Here is an 18,885-nt window from a genome sequence, read left to right as displayed (position 1 = left end):
GGGCGCGATTTCCGGTCAGCGATTCCAACAGCAAAGTGTGCTCACGAGTCACAAACAACCCATGCGAAACTTTCGCCGCGGCGCACACTTCCGCCACTTTCGGGAGCGAAGTGTCGCAGCTCACACTCGACCGGGCGCCGGCGTCATTTCACTATTCTGCCGAACAGTGGGCTGGCCGTCGCCCACCGCCGGAAAAAACTAACCAAATGGCCGGCGGCATTCATTTCATTTGTTATGAATCCGCAATTACCGCGTCGCCGGATAAAAACATCAGAGTGCCGGCGGGGCATCCATCGGCGGCGCCGGAGCATCGATTAAGACGGCCGGCTCTTCCGGCGGAGGCAGAGGGGCATCCGGCGGCGGGGGCGGCGCGTCCGGCGCAGGCGGAGGTGCGTCCGGTGGCGGCGGCAAGGCGTCCGGTGGCGGCGGCAACGCGTCCGGCGGCGGCGGCGCGCCACCGTCCTCCAGCTCCACCGGAAGGAACATGTGATGCGTGAATCCTGCCTGGTAGGCGCCCGGGCCGCCGACGTGCACACCGCCGCGCTCCCCGCTGGCCACCGACGTTCCGTCGGGCAGGGTCACCGCGGTGTGGCCACCGTTCCATCCGATGACCAAGGCGTTGGGCGCGGTCCCATATTGGAACCCACGCGCCAACAATGCAGCTTCTTCGTTTCCGGTATTAAATCGATCCCCAAAAACTGGCCTATCGGTTGCGGCATTCGCAATCCAAGAAGCGAGACCCGAACAATCAGTCCCGGCGGGAGAATCTCCACCCGCGATATACGGGGTGCCGGAGACCTGATTGATCAACGACATCAATGTTGCAATAACGACCATGGGCAGCGAGGCTAGCAATAACATTTATTGCAAACCAAAATTTGTGGCGCAGGTCATTCGGTAAACCAACAATGAGGTGCGCCGCAGCTAAAGCAAAGTTATTACACACGGGTATATTTTTGGCGGCAAATTGCTCGCATTCAAGCGATCCCGTTTCCCGGGGATACCCCCAGACCCGTCGCGTCACTCATCAGGTGGCCTCGCGACCAATCTCGGGCCGCTCGGCGCAGTCGTCGTCGGCCGCAGTTCACCCAACGCTGGGAGGGCCGATCGCTAGAGCCGCCAAACGCGTCTGCTCAGATGGGCGTCCATATCCCGTTGTTCCAGAGGCCCCAATCGGCATCAGTCGGGTTCCACATCAGTTGAGCCCCCGGGGCCCACGCCGGTTGAGGTGGTTGTGGGGGCGCCCACGCCGGCGGGGGTCCCCAAGGCCCCCAGCCCGACGGGCCGGTCGGGCCGCCGGGATGTTGCCAATCGTGGCAGCGATTCCAGTCCCAGTCCAAGACGCTGCCCCACGCCGGGCTCCATTGATCGCCCGGGCACCAGTGATCCGTCGGGGCCGGTGCCGCCTGCGCACCCGGGCCGCCGGCCAGTCCCAAAATGGACAGCGCCAATCCGCTGCCCACCAACACACGCGCAGCCCGCCGCAGCCACGATCCCGTCCCCTTGACAGTCGCCATCTCCCAAGGATTTCCCCGGATTGGGATCCGGGCAAGTAGTTGTTGGGATCGTTTGGAACGTGCAGGTCCCCCCTCGATCTGTTCCTTCGCCGGTTGCCTGAGAGATTGAAGCGGGGCTTCGACCGCACTGAGACCACGTCCATACAGTTTGCGTTGATCGGTGAGGTGGAGGATTTCGGCGCGCTGGACGGCCGGAAACTGGCGAAGACTCCCGAGGAGGTCGAGCACTACCTCACGTCGCACACCGCGGTGTCGACGAGGATCATCCAGCCCCACTACGGCGTCGAGGAGCGGCCACGGCCCCGGCATCCGTCCCGCGAGGCGTTCGACCGCCCCATTGCGCTAGAGGTCGTTCAACCCGAACTTGTCGCGCGCCTCGTCGGTCACGGGAGTGAACAGGTTGACGAGGTTTCCATCCGGATCCCGGAACAACAACGCGCGGTTGCCCCACGGCATGGTCGTCGGCGTCGTCACGACCTCGGTGACACGCTCGCGGAGCCGCTCGTATTCGGCGTCCACGTCGTCCACGATGAATTCCACGATTGCGCTCCGGTTCGCTGCCGGTTCGGCGGATCCGTTCCCGAACAGCGGGACCGTCTTGTCGCTACCGATGGCCAGGGTGCCGGCCGGGGTCGAAATCTCCGCGAACAACTCGTTGCCCCACACGGCCGCGATTTGGGTGACCATCTCGTAGAAACCCACCAGCCGCTTCACGTCGGCGGTGATGATGCGAGTCGATACGAACTTCATGCGCTCCTCCTGCAGGCCCCTGGCGGTGTGGGTGTCGTGCGCGAAGGATGCTATCCGCCGCCTCCGACAACGACGGCGGTCATCGGTCCGGCAGGGTTCTCCTTGCCTGCAACGTGACGCCCGGGACGGTGTTCGCCAGGTCCGGCCGACTCTTCGCGAAAGCGCGGATCGCCCGATAGAACGCCCAAAGTTGGCGAGGCGTGGGTACTTTCGGCACCCAAGCCAACTCCCAGTGAATCCCGTTGATCGGGTCGTTGAAGAACACCGCGTAGTAGCCGGGCCAATACTGCGGGTAGTCCTTGGGCTCGTCGGTGACGGGGATAGCACGTTCGACCAAGAATTCACGGTGGAAGCGGTCGACCTCTGCTCTGCTGCGCGCCCACAACGCGATGTGGTTGATACCGACCGCCTGGTCGGAATGCGTCAACTTTCCACCGGTGCGGGCGGGCTGGATGCCGATGTAGCTGTGCGGGTTGACATTACGCGTCATGTAATACGTCGACTCGTACTCCATGTTGAGCGACGAGAAGCTGCTGTACCCGAGCCAGCCGAACAACGCGTCGTAGAACGCGATCGAGTGGTCGTAGTCCAACACCGCGAACTCGACGTGACACACGCCCCGCCACCGCATCGTTCCTCCTTATTGTTGCTTTTGAAGCAGAACTCGATGACACCGCCTCACCGATAAACGTCGCGGCGATGCGCGATGTGGATGACGCGGACCACCACCCGTTCATCGAAAATCCGGTAAATGACGCGAAACTCGCCTCGGCGCGCCGAATACCGTCCCTCCAACTGGCCGCGAAGCGGATTGCCCACTCACTGAGGGCTCTCCGCGAGCGGGCCGCCACCAGGTCACCGCGGAGCAAGGTTAGTCACCGTCCCAGAGCTCGCGGTAGAACCGAATACGTTCCGGGTCCGGGTCGATTCCGTAGACCTCAAAGAACAGGTCGTCGTAGCTCGTCCCGAAGTTCACATCCCAACTGATGCTGTAGGCCGCGATGGCCAGGTCGGCCCATCGATCCGCAACACCAAGGCCGGCGAGGTCAACGTGCCCGGCGAACTCACCCGCACTGTTCAGCAGGGTGTTCGGCACGCATGGGTCGCCGTGACAGACCACCAGGCTCTGCGCCGGCTCCGACGGCTCGCATGACGACCAACCGCCGCGGTAGGGACAGCCTTCCACCGGCAACGTGTCGTGCAACCGGCGTAACCCCGTGGCGATGGCCCGAACTGCAACCTCCGGATCGTCGCGCCATCGTGGATCGCAGGCCGGTGTCGCGTCGATCGCCTCGGTGACCAGCCAGGCAGCATCACCGTCCTCACCGAAGTCAAGGACACTGGGAACTGAAACGAACTGACCGGCCCATCGCAGCTTTTCGGACTCCATGGCGAGGTCCACGTCGCCGCGTTCCGCCGAGTGCAGGCCAGCATAAGATTGCCACTTGATGTAGCGCGTCCGCTCCTGGCCGTGAGACCGGAACGTCAGGCCGCCCAGCTCATTACGCCAAACGACCTCAACCTTGCCTGACCCGGCAAGGTCCAAGACCTTGCCGGGGACAGCTACGGCAGCATCAGGTACACCTGCTGGCACCCGTTCGTAACTCACTCTGACCGCAGACGTTTAGACGTTGAACCGGAACTCCACCATATTGCAACACCGATAAACGTCTGCGCCGTCACCCAACCACCGAGAGCGGCATGAGTCTCCAAGTTCCCGAACTTCCCAAGCAGCTCTACAGCCAGGTCAGCATCAAGGAATCGCGGCAGAATCCATTCTGTCCATCGTCAACGCGAGCAACGACCGCACGGTGCCTCCGATGTCACCTATCCCTCCAGCACATCCCAGACGCCGCGCGGGAAGTCATCTGTCATACCTGTGCACCACAATTGAGGCGTCCGGGCTGCGCGAGGCGAAGTGAGGTCATTAAGTGGTTGAGGAGGATGCGGCCCCGCTGCGGGTTCGCTTCTATGGCGCAAATGACTTGGCGACAGGCTGGCACATCCGGCGCGTGGCCGAACTTGCTGAGCGGTTCGACCCTGAGAATGTCCCGACGAGCACTGAAGACATCCTTGAGCTCCACAACGTGCAGCAGTACCTCGAATGCGAGTTCTTTCCGAACGGCTACTCGGAAGAGAAGCGCAATGCGGCCAAGGCCCGAGTTCCACAGATCCGTAGCGCAGTAGCACGGTTCTTTTCAACGATCAGCAATAGAGAATTTGCGGCCGTCGTAATGGACGTTGGTCTCGACTACCTCGGCGACCTTCTGGACCTCCTTGGCCGATACAAGGCCTTTGAACGCTGCGACAGCGCGACGGTACTTCCGGCTTTAGCCAAGGCAGGCGTCACTCTTGGGGATATGCTCGCGACCAAGAAGCTTGTCCAGGCGTACGACGCCGAGATCCGGGATGAGCTGCGCGGTTCGCGCCACGGTGCCGAACACCTGGTTCGGAAATACTTGTGGGACGACGTGCGAGAAGAGATCCACCTTCCACCGAGCTTTACGCCAGCCGACGCTCGCGAGCTGCTGGAGGCATACGTCGCGAGTGAGGATGCGAACCCGAACTACGTCAGGCTGGTTGCGACCGCCACCGAGAACCCTCAGGCCGGAATCGACGCCAAGCTCAAGTTGCACGCCAAGCGACGCGGCGATGAAATGACCGCGACGTTCTTCGCCGAGAATGGTGGCATCAGAATCGGCTGCGACGTGGCTATCTCCGGGAATCAAGATGAACTGGTCAAGTCCGACCTAGGTACCTCGGATTTGGTTTCTCGATACACATACAGCGGTCCCTGGTTGGAAGAATCGTCCGACAACTGTGGCATTCTCAACAACTTTCAGCACCTATTCGGCTTCGCTGACCATCAGGTGCTGCTAGTCCTTCCGTCCTATCCGGCCCATCTAGGTGTGTTGGAACGAATGATGGGGACCACAGGGATAACTGAGTACAAGATCGGCGCAGCCTTTCGGGCCATCGACATGCTGACCCTTCTCCAGACACGCATGTACCACCACTTCCTCGAATCGAAGAACATCGACCTTGAGCGCGTCATCGCTTGGTTTTTCGAGGAGTACCTTGTTGCGGATTTCGGCGCTGCGAATTTCTCATTTACGCCGTCGGACAACGGGTCGTCCTATCTCCAGAAGGTGAGACACCTATTCGCCGAGATGGAAAGCGTCACAGGCCAATTCACGCTGTTCGCCAGGGACGGCGAAGTCGACCGCGATCTACTCACTATGGGGTCCGAGCAGGTCCGATACAAGGACATACCGAGTCTTCTCGACGGCAAGTACGTCTATAGCTCCGAAGACAAGAAGATCGTCGGCATCCTTCACCTGTTGTTCTCTGACCAGTCGACACTGAATCACATCAGCGAGAACCTGATGGCGCATGACGCAGCCAGCCTCATTCTGAAGAATCGAGTGACGTACGACGACTTCCGAGAGCATCAGAAGCCCAGCATCGACCACCTCACCGAACAGGGAATTCTTGAGGACACTGGAACGCGCATTCAGTTCGCGAGCGTGGAACGGTTCGCAATCCTTAAGGCACTGTTCACGACTCAGGCAGCGAGCTACTACCACCTGTCAGAAACCGGACGAGCGGAGGCGGACGCCATGGTTACGAAAGGTTGGGCCACGCGCCGTTCCTCGTTGCTGACCGCGGCGGAAGCACAGTACTTCAACTACTTTCTCAATGGGGTGGACTTCAGTAATGGGCCTCAGTTGCGGAACAAATACCTTCACGGTGCGCAAGGCAACGCGGATGGCGAGGATGTGCACTTCCACACCTATATCACTGCGTTGCGACTGACCGTCGCGCTGGTCATCAAGATCAATGACGACTTTTGTCTTGCAGCATCCGAATCGAGGACCGAAGCCAGCAGTAAGCTTGAAAAACCTCCGTCGAACGAGTGACACGGTCCGCGAAATGCCCGCTCAATAGGCAATTTGCCGTCGCTCGACGACACCTACTTACGACCAACGATCACGGCGGGTAGCCGCTCCATGCGGCGAAAAGTCGGGTCGTAAGCACGGGTCCGATCCTTAGAGAATATACCGATTAACGCCCGAGCCGTAACGCCTTGGCTCAACCTATCCGCTGAACCGGAACTTCACCATTTTTCAGTCAGACCGGCTCGCGGCGCAGGTGCGCTAACTCGATATAGCGGCACTTGGAAGCGAACTCCGCCCCGCCGACAACTCAACGCTTCCGCCTCGTCAAGCCCAGAAGTATCGGGACGGGAACGCTCGGCGTTGCCACTCAAGGACTCAGTGTTCACGGCCTAGCGACGTCTCCCTGAACAGCCTCGACCAATTCTTCGAAATTTGTGAACACTGTCTCCTTTCTCCCCATCGTTCGTTGGGCTTGGCGAAGTTGTGTTCCAGTGTGCACCTCGGCGCACACGTAATCGGTATACGCCGCAGCACTCGAAAGGTGGAGCATGTCGATCAAGTCATTACGACTCCACTTGGTTTGATGATCAATGAATCGGCGCACGAAGAGCTCGGATAACAACCCGACCATGGGCGAAGATGAAAGCAACTCTTCCAATTCGTTGTCGCTGAACATCGGGAAGACTGTAGCGCGCGTCAATCGTTTGTAAGCAGCCATATAGAAGCCGATGTTCTCGTTCCAGTAACGACGCCTAGCGAGCCGACGACGCTGGTGCTTCGGAACCCTCTCCGCATGCATCTGGGCCGTAATACGCAAGTGATGGTCAACCCACTTTGCAAGCTGATGCTTCGGAGCACGCTCGGGATCAATCAGTGCATCCAGAACCACACACGGCATCGTCAACATTGCCAGAAACTTATCTGCGTCAGACATCTCATCGCTGATACCCAGCGTTGTGTCACTTCCGAAGAGCGCGCCAGGCTCGGTCGAAACGGGATGAACAGCGGGCGCACCCTCCAAGAGCCTGAGATGACCTCGAATCGTCAGTTCAGCCTCATGCTTCCAGATGTCGAGTGGATGCCGAATCTGCCACCCACCAGCTAGCTTGGCCATGGTCAGTCCCACCTCGTATCGGCGCTCGCCGAAGAGGCCCTCCGTCTCCAGCATGTGCCCCATGGATAACGGAAGGACGATGCGGCCGTCACTGGCAAGATCGATGAGGCCTTGAGCCGCGCGGCTTTCAGTAGCGTCATTTACTCGAGTTGGATTGTGCAGCACGTCAGAAACGGTCCGCCAGCGATTCTGATCAAGGTAGATAGAAGGCCGGCCATTAAATGGTGGCGGACATGCAGGATTGAACCCTTCGGTAATGATCAGGTCTCCCTTGGTGGTCATCGACATGACCCACCACTTTTCCCAATCAAAGGTCGAACTAGCGATCTGGGAGCCCCTAGTCCTGGACCCGGATTCCAGTTCCTCCTCGATGATCTGACCGTCTTGACAAACAATTCGAATGGTCTCGTCCTGGAAATCGACGTGCCAGTACTTATAAAGCTCAGTCGAGATTACCAGCGGTTTGTCCACACGATCAGGCTACTCAGCGAGTCACGACGCAAGCTCGTCTTGACGTGGCAAGCGCAGCAAGTCGGGCAAACGGAAATATCTATCCTCGGCACGGACACTCCCGCTGCGTCACCGCAATCACGTTGCCACAAGCCATCTACCGACTTCTAGATGTACTCGGCCATGCTCTTCGATGTAGGCGTTTAGACGTTGAACCGGAACTCCACCACGTCGCCGTCGGCCATGACGTAGTCCTTGCCTTCCATGCGGACCTTGCCGGCGGCCTTGGCCGCGGCCATCGAACCCGCGGCGATCAGGTCGTCGTAGGACACGATCTCGGCCTTGATGAAACCCTTCTCGAAGTCGGTGTGGATCACCCCGGCGGCCTTCGGAGCGGTGTCGCCCTGGTGAATCACCCACGCGCGCGCCTCTTTTGGGCCAGCCGTCAGGTAGGTCTGCAGCTTGAGGGTGTGAAAGCCGGCCCGCGCCAACGCATCCAGGCCACGCTCGGTTTGCCCGATCGACTCCAGCAGCTCGGCGGCCGACTCGTCGTCCAGCTCTTGGAGCTCGGCCTCGATCTTCGCGTCGAGGAACACCGCGTCGGCGGGTGCGACCATCGCGCACAGCTCGGCCTTGCGGGCATCGTCGGTCAGCACGGACTCGTCGGAGTTGAACACGTACAGGAACGGCTTGGTGGTCATCAAATTCAGCTCGCGCAGCGGTGACGCGTCGAGACCGGCCGCGAAGAGCGTCTTGCCCGAGTCCAGCACGGCCTCGGCGGCGACGGCCGCCTCGTGCACGGGCTTGCGGTCCTTGTTGTTGCGGGCTTCCTTCTCCAGCCGCGGGACCGCCCTCTCCAGGGTCTGCATGTCGGCGAGGATCAGCTCGGTCTCGATGACCTCGATGTCGGCGCTCGGATCGACCTTGCCGTCGACGTGCACCACGTCGTCGTCGGCGAACACCCGCACCACCTGGCAGATCGCGTCACACTCGCGGATGTTGGCCAGGAACTTGTTGCCCAGCCCGGCACCCTCCGAGGCGCCCTTCACGATTCCGGCGATGTCGACGAACGTCACCGGGGCCGGCACGATCTTCTCGGAATCGAACATCTCCGCCAGCTTGTCCAGCCGCGGATCGGGTAGCGGGACGACGCCCTCGTTGGGTTCGATCGTCGCGAACGGATAGTTGGCCGCCACCACGTTGTTCCGGGTCAGCGCGTTGAACAACGTGGACTTGCCGACATTCGGCAGGCCGACTATTCCCAGGCTCAGGCTCACAGGGAGCCAAGTCTAGGGGCCCCGGCGGCGCCGGACGATCGGGACCGTCACGCGGCCCATCTGCGCGAGAATGGGGCACGCCACAGGATCGCTACGAGGTATTTACGAGCCTTTCGGTCCATTCCCGGTACGGTCTACATGTGTCAGCACAGCGGGCTAGTGCGACGGTGGACAGTGCTCACCGTTCGATCCACCCCAACATCCCAGGCGCCCCCTGGTACGCAGCCGTGCTTATCGCCGTCACCGCGACAGCTATCGGCTACGGCATCGACGCTGGCCACAAGGAACTGACCCACGTCTTTGCGGGCTTCTATATAGCGGGTTGCGTGGCGGCGGTGCTCGCGGTGCGCCAGGACAGCATCTTCACCACGATCATCCAGCCGCCACTGATCCTGTTCTGCGCGGTGCCCGGCGCCTACTGGCTGTTCCACGACGCCAAAATCGGCCGCCTCAAAGATCTGCTGATCAACTGCGGCTATCCACTCATCGAGCGCTTCCCGCTCATGCTGGGCACCGCCGGTGCCGTCCTGGCGATCGGACTGGCCCGCTGGTATTTCGGGAACGCCCGGGGCGCGACCACGGTGAGCACGTCCGCCGAGACCGCCGGCGCCACCGGCGTCGACGTCAAATCCTTCTTCAGCAACATCGGCGCCAAATTGCAGTCGGCGCTGCAGTCCGATGCCGACGACACCGACGAGCCCTCCGAGGCGCGCCGCGGTCGCACGTCGGGCTCGTCGGCCAGGACCCGCCGCACGGCGCGCGACGGTCGCGCGTCCACGCGTTCCGCGCGGGCCCGCTCCCGGCATGCGCGACCGCCCCTCGACGAGGAGTCGGTCGAGCGGCCGGAGCGTCCGCTTCGCAGCACCCGTCGAAACCCGGCGGCTGCCCGCGATTACGACGCCGCCGAACCGCCCCGTCGGTCACGCCGCCGGCCCAGGCCGGACGTCGATCCGGAGCTGCGCGGCCAACCGCCCCGGGAGCCGCGCCGCGAGCCGCGCGCCCGCCGCAATCCCTACGAGCGGCCTTACGATCGGCCCGCGCCACGCACCAGCCGCTTCGACGGCGCTGAGTCCTACGGCGACAGCCGCGAGCCCTACGAGCCGCGCCGCCGGCGACCCCCGTCGACCGGAAACAACGGGACGCACCATCCCATCTCGCAGGTCCGCTACCGCGGCGGCACCCAGGACCAGCCGCGGGAGCCGCACACCGAGCACCGGAGCCGTTCACGGACGCCGGGCCGCGCGCACGGACGGCCCCCGGCGGAATCCTGGGAGTACGACGTCTAGCGGTCTAAGCCCCTCAGCGGGCTGAGCGGATCTCGCGCGGCAGCGCGAACACCAGCGTCTCCTGCGCGGTGGTCACCGGTTGCACCAGGTCGTAACCGCACTCGGCCAGCCGCTCCAGCACGCCTTGCACCAGGACCTCGGGAACGGACGCCCCGGACGTGACGCCGACCGTGGTGACGCCCTCGAGCCACGCCGGGTCGATGTCCTCGGCCCAGTCGACCAGGTGGGCGGCGGCGGCCCCGCCGCCCAACGCCACTTCCACCAGCCGCACCGAGTTCGAGGAATTGCGCGACCCTACGACGATCACCAGCTCGCACTCAGGAGCCATCGCCTTGACCGCAACCTGCCGGTTTTGGGTGGCATAGCAGATGTCGTCGCTGGGCGGATCCTGCAGCTTCGGGAATCGTTGCCGCAGCCGCTCGACGATTTCCATCGTCTCGTCGACCGACAGCGTGGTCTGGGAGAGCCACACCACCTTGTCCTCGTCACGGACCGTCACGTTGTCCACGGCGGCGACCCCGTCGACCAGTTGCACATGGTCGGGCGCCTCGCCGGCGGTGCCGACGACTTCCTCGTGGCCCTCGTGGCCGATGAGCAGGATGTCGTAGTCGTTGCGGGCGAATCGCCGGGCTTCGTTGTGCACCTTGGTGACCAGCGGGCAGGTGGCGTCGATGGTGTGCAGGTTGCGCTCGGCGGCCGCCGAGTGCACCGAGGGGGCGACGCCGTGCGCGGAGAACACCACGATGGCGCCTTCCGGCACCTCGTCGGTCTCCTCGACGAAGACGGCCCCGGCCTTTTCCAGCGTGCTGACCACGTGCCGGTTGTGCACGATCTCGTGACGCACATAGACCGGCGGGCCGTGCTTTTCCAGCGCGCGCTCCACGGTCTCGACGGCCCTGTCCACGCCCGCGCAGTAGCCGCGCGGCTCGGCCAGGAGCACGCGCTTGCGGGTGGGGGGCACGGCCACCGAGCTGGATGCGCCGGGAATCCCCATGTCGACGGTCGAGGGCATGTCCCCCAGGGTACGTTCTGCCGACACGGGGCTGCCAGCTCGCGCCGGCGGGCTTGGAGTTAGCCGCCGCTTAAGGCAATCTTGGACCCATGGCTACTGCACCGTATGGGGTTCGGCTGCTGGTCGGCGCGGCGACGGTCGCCGTTGAGGAGACCATCAGGCTGCCGAAAACCATCCTGATGTACCCGATGACACTGGCCAGTCAGGCGGCGCACGTGGTGATGCGCTTCCAGCAAAACCTCGCCGAACTGGTGATCAAGGGGGACAGCACCCTCGAGTCGATTTTCCCGCCCAAGGACGAGAAGCCGGAATGGGCGACGTTCGACGAGGACGTGGACGACGCGGTCGACGGGGCATATGCCACGGTGACCGAGGGCGGCGAGGGCGAGCGCCGGGCCGAGGGACGGTTTGCGCTGTACTCGGTGGCCGAAGCGCACGAGGACGCCAGCGCGCTGACCAAACCCGCCCGCCCCTCGAAGAAGCCGGCGGCCGACGCGTCGGTGCCCCTACCGGCGGTGGCCACCGAACTGGATTACTCGGCCCTGACGCTGGCGCAGCTGCGGGCCCGCCTGCAATCGCTGAGCGTGGATGAACTCGAAGAGCTGCTGGCCTACGAGCAGGCGACCAAGGGCCGCGCGCCGTTCCAGACGCTGCTCGCCAACAGGATCACCCGCGCGAACGCGAAGTGACCCGCGCCGCCACGTCCGAACCGAACTCCGCCGAGAACCCTTTTCCGGTGCGCGCGGTGGCAATCCGGGTCGCGGGCTGGATCGACAAGTTGGGCACCGTCTGGGTGGAGGGTCAGCTCGCCCAGGTCTCGATGCGGCCCGATTCCAAAACCGTGTTCATGGTGCTGCGTGATCCCGCCGCCGACATGTCGCTGACCGTGACGTGCCCGCGCGATTTGGTCCTGAACGCACCGGTGAAGCTGGCCGAGGGCACCCAGGTGGTGGTGTGCGGCAAGCCGTCGTTTTACACGGGCCGCGGCACATTTTCGTTGCGGCTCAGCGAGATTCGCGCAGTGGGAGTCGGCGAGCTGCTGGCGCGCATCGATCGGTTGCGCAGGCTGTTGGACGCCGAAGGGCTTTTCGACGCCCGGCTCAAGCGGCCAATCCCCTTCCTACCCAACATGATCGGCCTGATCACCGGCCGGGCGAGCGCGGCCGAGCGGGACGTGAAAACCGTGGCGGCCGGACGCTGGCCGGCGGTGCGTTTCGCGGTGCGCAACACGGCGGTCCAGGGACCCAACGCGGTTGCGCAGATCGTCGACGCCCTACGTGAGCTCGACGGCGACGCCGACGTCGACGTCATCGTCCTCGCCCGCGGCGGCGGCAGCGTCGAAGACCTGTTGCCGTTCTCCGACGAGACGCTGTGCCGCGCGATCGCGGCGTGCCGCACCCCGGTGATCAGCGCGGTCGGTCACGAGCCCGACAATCCGTTGTGCGACCTGGTCGCCGATCTGCGTGCGGCCACGCCCACCGACGCGGCCAAGAAGGCGGTCCCAGACGCCGCGGCCGAACAGCGGCTGGTCGACGAACTGCGCCGGCGCAGCGCACAATCGCTGCGCAACTGGGTATCTCGCGAACAGCGGGCCCTGGCCCAGATACGCAGCCGTCCGGTGCTGGCCGAGCCGCTGGCGGCGCTGAGGTCGCGCGCCGAGGAGGTTCACCGCGCGCGCTCGGCGATTCGCCGCGACGTCACTCGGCTGGCCGCCACCGAGACCGAACGGATCGGCCATCTGAGCGCGCGGCTGGCGACGCTGGGGCCGGCGGCCACCTTGGCGCGCGGCTACGCCGTCGTGCAAACGGTCGGCGCCACCGAGAGCAGGGTGATGCGTTCGGTCGACGACGCGCCGGCGGGCACCCGGTTGCGGGTGCGGGTGGCCGACGGTGCCGTAGCCGCGGTCAGCGAAGGGCCGGCCGATGGCGCGTAAGAACGACGGCGGGGACGGCTCAGCCGGCCCGGAGGGGACCGAATCCATTACACCTATTAGTCACCTGGGCTATGAAGCGTGCCGGGACGAGCTGATCGAGGTCGTGCGCCTGTTAGAGCAGGGCGGGCTGGATCTGGATGCGTCGCTGCAGCTATGGGAAAGAGGCGAACAGCTGGCTAAACGGTGCGAAGAGCATTTAGCTGGCGCTCGTAAGCGGATCGAGGACGCTCTCGCGGCGGGCGACGCCGAGGACGCCTGAATCGCGCAACGTCGGAGGGCTGGGTTGAAAGACTTTTTCCGAACTGGAACACGTTTCAGTTATGATTTGACGCATGGGTGATCCATCGCTGACGGCCGAACTCGGCCGCGTCCTGGTCACCGGGGGGTCCGGATTCGTCGGCGCCAACCTGGTGACCACCCTGCTCGACCGCGGGTATCAGGTCCGCTCGTTTGACCGGGCCCCCTCGCCATTGCCCGAGCATCCTCAGTTGGAGGTGCTGCAAGGAGACATCACCGACACGGCGGTGTGCGCCCAAGCGGTCGACGGCATCGACACGGTGTTTCACACGGCGGCGATCATCGACCTGATGGGCGGCGCGTCGGTGACCGAGGAGTACCGGCAGCGCAGCTTCGGGGTCAACGTCGGGGGCACCGAGAACCTGGTCCGCGCCGGGCAGGCGGCCGGGGTGCAGCGCTTCGTCTACACCTCGTCGAACAGCGTCGTGATGGGCGGCCAGAACATCGCGGGCGGCGACGAGACGCTGCCCTACACCGACCGGTTCAACGATCTGTACACCGAGACCAAAGTGATCGCCGAGCGATTTGTATTGGGCCAGAACGGCTCCCCGAACGGTGGGGCCGGCCTACTGACGTGTGCGATTCGGCCCAGCGGCATCTGGGGCCGCGGCGACCAGACGATGTTCCGCAAGCTGTTCGAAAGCGTGATCGCCGGTCACGTCAAGGTGCTGATCGGCCGCAAATCGGCCCGGTTGGACAACTCCTACGTGCACAACCTGATTCACGGTTTCATCCTGGCGGCCCAGCATCTGGCGCCCGGCGGCACCGCACCCGGTCAGGCGTACTTCATCAACGACGCCGAGCCGATCAACATGTTCGAGTTCGCCCGGCCCGTGGTCGAGGCCTGCGGCGAGAATTGGCCGCGGGCCCGGGTGAACGGCCCGCTCGTTCGCGCGGCGATGACGGGTTGGCAGCGGCTGCATTTCCGGTTCGGCATACCGGCGCCGCTGCTCGAGCCACTAGCCGTCGAGCGGCTTTATCTGGACAACTTCTTCTCGATCGCCAAGGCGTCTCGTGATCTCGGCTACCAGCCCCTGTTCACCACCGAACAGGCGCTGTCGGAATGTCTGCCGTACTACGTGGGCATGTTCGACCAGATGAAGCGAGAAGCGTTGGCGGCCAAGGCTTCCGTTTAGCGGAAGCTCACCATCTCGCTGCCCCACGCGGCGCGGATGTTCGCGTCGACGTCATGCGCGAGGGCGTCCTTCTTGTCGATGAGCAGGCAGGCTCGATCGTCCGCCCGGTACGGCGGCCATACCGGCTCACCGGCGGGGCCCGCGGGCTCGGCGTGCGCGGCGAAGTTGATCCATCGCGTGCGCACCCTCTTGGAGACCGCCTTGGCGGTTCTGGTGCCGCCGAGCTTCAGCGTGGGGTCCTTGGGAGCACCGAGAGTTCCCCAGACATAAGGCAATTCGGTGGCATGCGCGGCCCCGACCGTCAGCAGCTTCAACAGCGGGGTGGAGTAATCGAATCGGTACAGATACACCGGCGCCACGCGGGCGTGTCCCTCGGCAAGCCACACCGAGGGCATCCGGAAGCCGACGTCGGTCGCGATGCTCAAACTCCTTGCCTTGCGCCGCATACGCGAATACGCCGAGCCGATCACCTCCTCGGTGGGCAACTGCAAATCGGGTTGTTCGGCGGCGATCTGGTTGAACATCGAGGTGATCGCGCTCGGGGTGATCGGCATCAGCGGCGAACGCATCAGCCGGAAGAGTGCCGCCTCGTGTTTGTTGGTACCGATGATCAGCGGGACCGGATGGGTACGACCCTCCTGCGCCAGCTTGACCGGGTAGTCGCCCAGCACGTCGCCGTCGACGATCGGCACGAACGCCAGCGTTCCCGGGTTGCGCGCCGGCACCTCGTCGAACACCTCTTGCGAGGTGGCCAGGATGGTCGCCATCGGCATGTCGACCAGCCGCTGCAACTCCGACGGGGCGATACCCAGTTTGTCGAGGAAGGCTCGGGTGACCCGGTGCGCGCGATCGCGGTCGTACACCGAAGTGGCCGGCGAACTCTGCGCGATCGCGCCGGCGAACAGGCCCTGGGCCGCCGGGCTGGCCAGCAGCGTCGTGACCATCCCCGCCCCGGCGGATTCACCGAACAGCGTGACCCGTTGCGGATCGCCGCCGAAGGCGGCGACGTTGTCGCGCACCCACTCCAACGCCGCGAGCGCGTCGCGCAGCCCGACGTTCGAGTCGAACCTACGCCCCGCGGTGTCGAACGACGCCAGGTCGAGAAAGCCGAGCACCCCGAGCCGATAGTTGACCGTCACAACCACGACGTCGCCGTGGCTGACCAGCCTGCTGCCGTCATAGAGGGTCTGGCTGCTCGATCCCAGGACGTAGGCGCCGCCGTGCAGCCACACCAGCACCGGTTTGCCGTCGCCGGGCCGGGTGTTCGAGGACGCCCAGACGTTGAGCCGGAGGCAGTCTTCCCCCTGCGGCGCGCCCAGATCCAGCGGCATGTTGGGAAATACCGGTTGCGGGCAGGCCGGCCCGAACGCGGTGGCGTCGGCGATCTCGGTCCAGCGCTCGGGCGGTTGCGGCGCCCGGAAACGTAAGTCGCCCACCGGCGCCGCCGCGTAGCGAATGCCTTTCCACGCCTTGACGCCGCCCTCGTCGACGCCGCGGACCGGGCCGTAGCCGGTTTCCACCACCAGGTCGTCGATCGCCATGCGCGTGCCTAGGTGAGTCGCTCGGTGAGGAATTGGACCACCCGTTTGCGGGCCTCGTAGGCGGGGTGTCCGTCGACTTCGCGGACCTCGTCGGTGAGCACCGAATGCGCCATCTTGCCGAAACCGTGCTGATTGCCGGGCCGCGAATCGATGTCGATCACCTCGAAGGCGTCGCCGAGGCGCTCCTTGAGCGTCGCGAACCGTTCGCCTGGCGCCAGCTTGTCCTCGCTGAATCGCAATCCCATGGCGCACAAGCCGTCGTTGGCGCAGCGGTCGGCCACGGTGGTCAGCTCGGACTCGCTCAGGCCGGGGTCGCGGCGACGCGCGGCGCCCAGCGCCACGGGAATCGACGGCTGCGAAAGCACCGGCGCCAGCACGCTGTCGTCGACCGCGGCGGCCAGCGCGAATCCCCCGGTGAAGCATTGTCCGATGACGCCGACGCCCTTGCCGGGTGTCGAGGCGTTGAGGTCGCGCGCCAGCGCGCGCAGGAACGACGCCACCGGCCGCGCCTTGTTGGTCGCAAACGCCGCGAACTCCCTTGTCACACAAGCCCTGGCGGTGGTCGCCGCGATGGAACCGAACGTCCTTGGTGTGCCCGGCTGGCCGAATAGTGACGGCATGGCGACGGTAAAGCCGTTGTCCACCAAGTGATTACCCAAGGCCAGCACACCGGGGTGAATCCCAGGGATCTCCGGGATCAGCACCACGCCGGGGCCGGCGCCCTTGCGGTAGACGTCGTGCGTGTAGCCGCCACCGCTGAACGGCGCCGCCGACCATCCGGACAGATCGGCCTCTGGAGCGGTCACGCGGGTCCCTTCTATCGGCGTGTCGGCAGCGGCGGCTGCGATTGCGTCGCCGAGGCCAGCGTACGAAATTGATCGCTGTTTCCGGCGCCGGTGATCGCGATCTGCGTCGCGCCGCCCGGACCGCTGAGCCGGGTCGTCCACACCGCCTCGGCGTCCGCGCCGCCTTCGCCGGAACCCTGATAGACGACCCAGTTGGTCCCGGCGACATCGACCGCCCCGGTCGGGTATGCCGACGGATGGATCGAATTGATCAGCTTGTCCTCGTCGGCGTTGCTCTGGGTCAGGCTCAGATACATCCCGCTCGGGCTGATGTATCCGACCACCGAGAGGGGTGCGTTCACCCGTTGGCCCGTCGCGGGGTCGGATCGCCCGTTGGGGATCCCGCCGCGGTGCCCGGAGTTGGCCTGCCAGCCGCTGGGCAGTTGCGGTTGCCGGATGGGAAAGCCGAGTGTCGCGGCGTCCGCCCGCAGGGCCGCCGCGGCGTCATAGGACGGGATGGGGCCCTGGTGCCTGTCGAGCTGGAACGAACACATGCCCAGCAGGCCGGCGAGCACCACGCAGCCGATCACCAGCGGAATCAGCGACCAGAACATGTCGCGGCCGTCCTGCAGCAGCCGGGGCTTCGCCGGCCGCGGCGCGGGGCCGGCGGCCGGGGCCGGCTCGTCGGCCACAGAGCCGTCCGAGCTGGCATTCAGCGGCGGCTTCTCGGTCATCCCCCGAGTATCCCAGTTCCAGCGGACCGATCCGCTTCTGGGACAATCAGCAACCATGACAGTTGAGGGCGACCGCTCGTCCACCGCCAACGGCCGGGCTCCAGCGCAGGCGCGGCCGCGCGGTGAGGCGCCAGACCGCAACCTGGCCTTGGAACTGGTCCGCGTCACCGAGGCCGGCGCCATGGCCGCCGGACGCTGGGTCGGCCGCGGCGACAAAGAGGGCGGCGACGGGGCGGCCGTCGACGCGATGCGCGAGCTGGTCAACTCGGTGTCGATGCGCGGCGTGGTCGTCATCGGCGAGGGTGAGAAGGACCACGCGCCGATGCTCTACAACGGCGAAGAGGTCGGCAACGGCGACGGCGCGGAGTGCGACTTCGCCGTCGACCCGATCGACGGCACCACGCTGATGAGCAAGGGCATGCCCAACGCCATCTCCGTGCTGGCGGTGGCCGACCGCGGCGCGATGTTCGACCCGTCGGCGGTGTTCTACATGAACAAGATCGCCGTCGGCCCGGAGGCCGCGCACGTGCTCGACATCACCGCGCCGATCGCCGAGAACATCAAGGCCGTCGCCAAGGTGAAGGCGCTGTCGGTGCGCGACATGACCGTGTGCATCCTGGACCGGCCGCGGCACGCCCAGCTGATCGAAGACGTCCGGGCCACCGGAGCCCGCATCCGGCTGATCACCGACGGCGACGTCGCCGGCGCGATCTCGGCCTGCCGGCCGCACTCGGGCACCGACATGCTGGCCGGGATCGGCGGCACCCCCGAAGGCATCATCGCCGCCGCCGCGATCCGGTGCATGGGTGGCGCCATCCAGGCGCAGTTGGCCCCCACCGACGACGAGGAACGCCAAAAGGCCATCGACGCCGGCTACGACCTCGATCAGATCCTGACCACCGAGGACCTCGTGTCCGGTGACAACGTCTTCTTCTGCGCCACCGGCGTCACCAACGGCGACCTGCTCAAGGGCGTGCAGTACTACCCCGGTGGCTGCACCACCCAATCGATCGTCATGCGGTCGAAGTCGGGCACCGTCCGGATGATCGAGGCCTACCACCGGCTTTCGAAGCTCAACGAATACTCCGCCATCGACTTCACCGGCGACAGTTCTGCCGCCTATCCCCTGCCCTGACCACTTCGAAGAACGAGGA

Annotated in this window: 19 protein-coding genes; 7 read left to right on the top strand and 12 right to left on the bottom strand. The window is 64.8% G+C overall.

Going from position 1 to position 18,885, the window contains the following annotated elements; all coding sequences use genetic code 11:
* Positions 1-270: 270 nt before the first annotated feature.
* From JF781_RS09315 to JF781_RS09290, 6 genes are all read right to left on the bottom strand, one after another.
* The gene (locus JF781_RS09315; RefSeq protein WP_374109683.1) at positions 271-837 is read right to left on the bottom strand and encodes a peptidoglycan endopeptidase; all 567 of its coding nucleotides are present in this window, start codon (positions 835-837) and stop codon (positions 271-273) included.
* A gap of 296 nt (positions 838-1,133) precedes the next feature.
* Positions 1,134-1,517, bottom strand: coding sequence for a hypothetical protein (locus JF781_RS09310; protein ID WP_225328101.1), 384 nt, complete (start codon positions 1,515-1,517; stop codon positions 1,134-1,136).
* Between the two features lie 342 nt (positions 1,518-1,859).
* Entirely contained in the window at positions 1,860-2,267 is a 408-nt protein-coding gene (locus tag JF781_RS09305) for a VOC family protein (protein ID WP_225328100.1), read from the bottom strand.
* Positions 2,268-2,346: 79 nt separating this feature from the next.
* Positions 2,347-2,898 (bottom strand): VOC family protein, encoded by a 552-nt coding sequence (locus tag JF781_RS09300; protein ID WP_225328099.1) that lies wholly within the window; start codon positions 2,896-2,898, stop codon positions 2,347-2,349.
* Positions 2,899-2,945: 47 nt separating this feature from the next.
* Positions 2,946-3,086 carry a type II toxin-antitoxin system RelE/ParE family toxin gene (locus tag JF781_RS09295; RefSeq protein ID WP_225328098.1) on the bottom strand — a complete coding sequence of 47 codons (141 nt, stop codon included), beginning with the start codon at positions 3,084-3,086 and terminating at the stop codon, positions 2,946-2,948.
* A 52-nt stretch (positions 3,087-3,138) separates the two neighbouring features.
* Positions 3,139-3,876, bottom strand: coding sequence for an aminoglycoside 3'-phosphotransferase (locus JF781_RS09290; protein ID WP_225328097.1), 738 nt, complete (start codon positions 3,874-3,876; stop codon positions 3,139-3,141).
* Positions 3,877-4,198: 322 nt separating this feature from the next.
* Here JF781_RS09290 and JF781_RS09285 point away from each other — a divergent pair, with 322 nt between their 5' ends.
* Positions 4,199-6,187 (top strand): hypothetical protein, encoded by a 1,989-nt coding sequence (locus JF781_RS09285; RefSeq protein ID WP_225328096.1) that lies wholly within the window; start codon positions 4,199-4,201, stop codon positions 6,185-6,187.
* A gap of 361 nt (positions 6,188-6,548) precedes the next feature.
* On the opposite strand, the gene JF781_RS09280 is transcribed toward JF781_RS09285, so the two are convergent.
* Positions 6,549-7,751, bottom strand: a complete 1,203-nt coding sequence (locus JF781_RS09280) for a hypothetical protein (RefSeq protein WP_225328095.1) — start codon at positions 7,749-7,751, stop codon at positions 6,549-6,551.
* A 182-nt stretch (positions 7,752-7,933) separates the two neighbouring features.
* Complete coding sequence (gene ychF / locus JF781_RS09275; RefSeq protein ID WP_225328094.1) at positions 7,934-9,007, bottom strand: redox-regulated ATPase YchF; 1,074 nt, start codon at positions 9,005-9,007, stop codon at positions 7,934-7,936.
* Positions 9,008-9,147: 140 nt separating this feature from the next.
* Here ychF and JF781_RS09270 point away from each other — a divergent pair, with 140 nt between their 5' ends.
* On the top strand, positions 9,148-10,293 hold the full coding sequence (locus JF781_RS09270) for a DUF6542 domain-containing protein (protein WP_225328093.1): 1,146 nt from the start codon (positions 9,148-9,150) through the stop codon (positions 10,291-10,293).
* Between the two features lie 13 nt (positions 10,294-10,306).
* On the opposite strand, the gene JF781_RS09265 is transcribed toward JF781_RS09270, so the two are convergent.
* On the bottom strand, positions 10,307-11,305 hold the full coding sequence (locus tag JF781_RS09265) for a 4-hydroxy-3-methylbut-2-enyl diphosphate reductase (RefSeq protein ID WP_225328092.1): 999 nt from the start codon (positions 11,303-11,305) through the stop codon (positions 10,307-10,309).
* 89 nt (positions 11,306-11,394) lie between these two features.
* On the opposite strand from JF781_RS09265, the gene JF781_RS09260 reads away from it, so the two are divergent.
* From JF781_RS09260 to JF781_RS09245, 4 genes are all read left to right on the top strand, one after another.
* On the top strand, positions 11,395-11,994 hold the full coding sequence (locus tag JF781_RS09260) for a lipid droplet-associated protein (RefSeq protein WP_225328091.1): 600 nt from the start codon (positions 11,395-11,397) through the stop codon (positions 11,992-11,994).
* The gene (xseA, locus tag JF781_RS09255; RefSeq protein ID WP_225328090.1) at positions 11,991-13,238 is read left to right on the top strand and encodes an exodeoxyribonuclease VII large subunit; all 1,248 of its coding nucleotides are present in this window, start codon (positions 11,991-11,993) and stop codon (positions 13,236-13,238) included. The genes JF781_RS09260 and xseA overlap by 4 nt, the downstream gene beginning before the upstream one ends.
* Positions 13,228-13,497 (top strand): exodeoxyribonuclease VII small subunit, encoded by a 270-nt coding sequence (locus tag JF781_RS09250; protein ID WP_225328089.1) that lies wholly within the window; start codon positions 13,228-13,230, stop codon positions 13,495-13,497. Before xseA ends, JF781_RS09250 begins: the two co-directional genes overlap by 11 nt.
* A gap of 73 nt (positions 13,498-13,570) precedes the next feature.
* The gene (locus JF781_RS09245) at positions 13,571-14,671 is read left to right on the top strand and encodes an NAD-dependent epimerase/dehydratase family protein (protein WP_225328088.1); all 1,101 of its coding nucleotides are present in this window, start codon (positions 13,571-13,573) and stop codon (positions 14,669-14,671) included.
* Here the strand turns inward: JF781_RS09245 and JF781_RS09240 are convergent.
* Genes JF781_RS09240 through JF781_RS09230 form a run of 3 tightly spaced genes read right to left on the bottom strand, consistent with a single transcriptional unit; the run spans position 14,668 to position 17,731 of the window.
* Positions 14,668-16,212 (bottom strand): carboxylesterase/lipase family protein, encoded by a 1,545-nt coding sequence (locus JF781_RS09240; protein ID WP_225328087.1) that lies wholly within the window; start codon positions 16,210-16,212, stop codon positions 14,668-14,670. The two genes, JF781_RS09245 and JF781_RS09240, sit on opposite strands and share 4 nt — an antisense overlap.
* An 8-nt stretch (positions 16,213-16,220) precedes the next feature.
* Positions 16,221-17,018 carry a dienelactone hydrolase family protein gene (locus JF781_RS09235; protein ID WP_225328086.1) on the bottom strand — a complete coding sequence of 266 codons (798 nt, stop codon included), beginning with the start codon at positions 17,016-17,018 and terminating at the stop codon, positions 16,221-16,223.
* Positions 17,019-17,029: 11 nt separating this feature from the next.
* Positions 17,030-17,731 carry a DUF4245 domain-containing protein gene (locus tag JF781_RS09230; RefSeq protein ID WP_225328085.1) on the bottom strand — a complete coding sequence of 234 codons (702 nt, stop codon included), beginning with the start codon at positions 17,729-17,731 and terminating at the stop codon, positions 17,030-17,032.
* A gap of 55 nt (positions 17,732-17,786) precedes the next feature.
* Between JF781_RS09230 and glpX the strand changes: the two genes are divergently transcribed.
* The gene (gene glpX, locus JF781_RS09225) at positions 17,787-18,866 is read left to right on the top strand and encodes a class II fructose-bisphosphatase (protein ID WP_157884935.1); all 1,080 of its coding nucleotides are present in this window, start codon (positions 17,787-17,789) and stop codon (positions 18,864-18,866) included.
* Positions 18,867-18,885 lie beyond the last annotated feature (19 nt).

Source organism: Mycobacterium sp. WUMAC-067 (genome assembly GCF_020217485.1).
Taxonomy (GTDB): Bacteria; Actinomycetota; Actinomycetes; order Mycobacteriales; family Mycobacteriaceae; genus Mycobacterium.
Note: the sequence above shows the minus strand (reverse complement) of the source record. Positions and strands in the feature narration are given on the sequence as shown.

Coding starts and splice junctions, on each gene's coding strand:
- JF781_RS09250 (WP_225328089.1), top strand. CDS start 13,228: ATGGCGCGTAAGAACGACGGCGGGGACGGCTCAGCCGGCCCGGAGGGG.
- glpX (WP_157884935.1), top strand. CDS start 17,787: ATGACAGTTGAGGGCGACCGCTCGTCCACCGCCAACGGCCGGGCTCCA.
- JF781_RS09265 (WP_225328092.1), bottom strand. CDS start 11,305: ATGCCCTCGACCGTCGACATGGGGATTCCCGGCGCATCCAGCTCGGTG.
- JF781_RS09300 (WP_225328099.1), bottom strand. CDS start 2,898: ATGCGGTGGCGGGGCGTGTGTCACGTCGAGTTCGCGGTGTTGGACTAC.
- JF781_RS09310 (WP_225328101.1), bottom strand. CDS start 1,517: ATGGCGACTGTCAAGGGGACGGGATCGTGGCTGCGGCGGGCTGCGCGT.
- JF781_RS09260 (WP_225328091.1), top strand. CDS start 11,395: ATGGCTACTGCACCGTATGGGGTTCGGCTGCTGGTCGGCGCGGCGACG.
- JF781_RS09240 (WP_225328087.1), bottom strand. CDS start 16,212: ATGGCGATCGACGACCTGGTGGTGGAAACCGGCTACGGCCCGGTCCGC.
- JF781_RS09305 (WP_225328100.1), bottom strand. CDS start 2,267: ATGAAGTTCGTATCGACTCGCATCATCACCGCCGACGTGAAGCGGCTG.
- JF781_RS09245 (WP_225328088.1), top strand. CDS start 13,571: ATGGGTGATCCATCGCTGACGGCCGAACTCGGCCGCGTCCTGGTCACC.
- JF781_RS09315 (WP_374109683.1), bottom strand. CDS start 837: ATGGTCGTTATTGCAACATTGATGTCGTTGATCAATCAGGTCTCCGGC.
- JF781_RS09230 (WP_225328085.1), bottom strand. CDS start 17,731: ATGACCGAGAAGCCGCCGCTGAATGCCAGCTCGGACGGCTCTGTGGCC.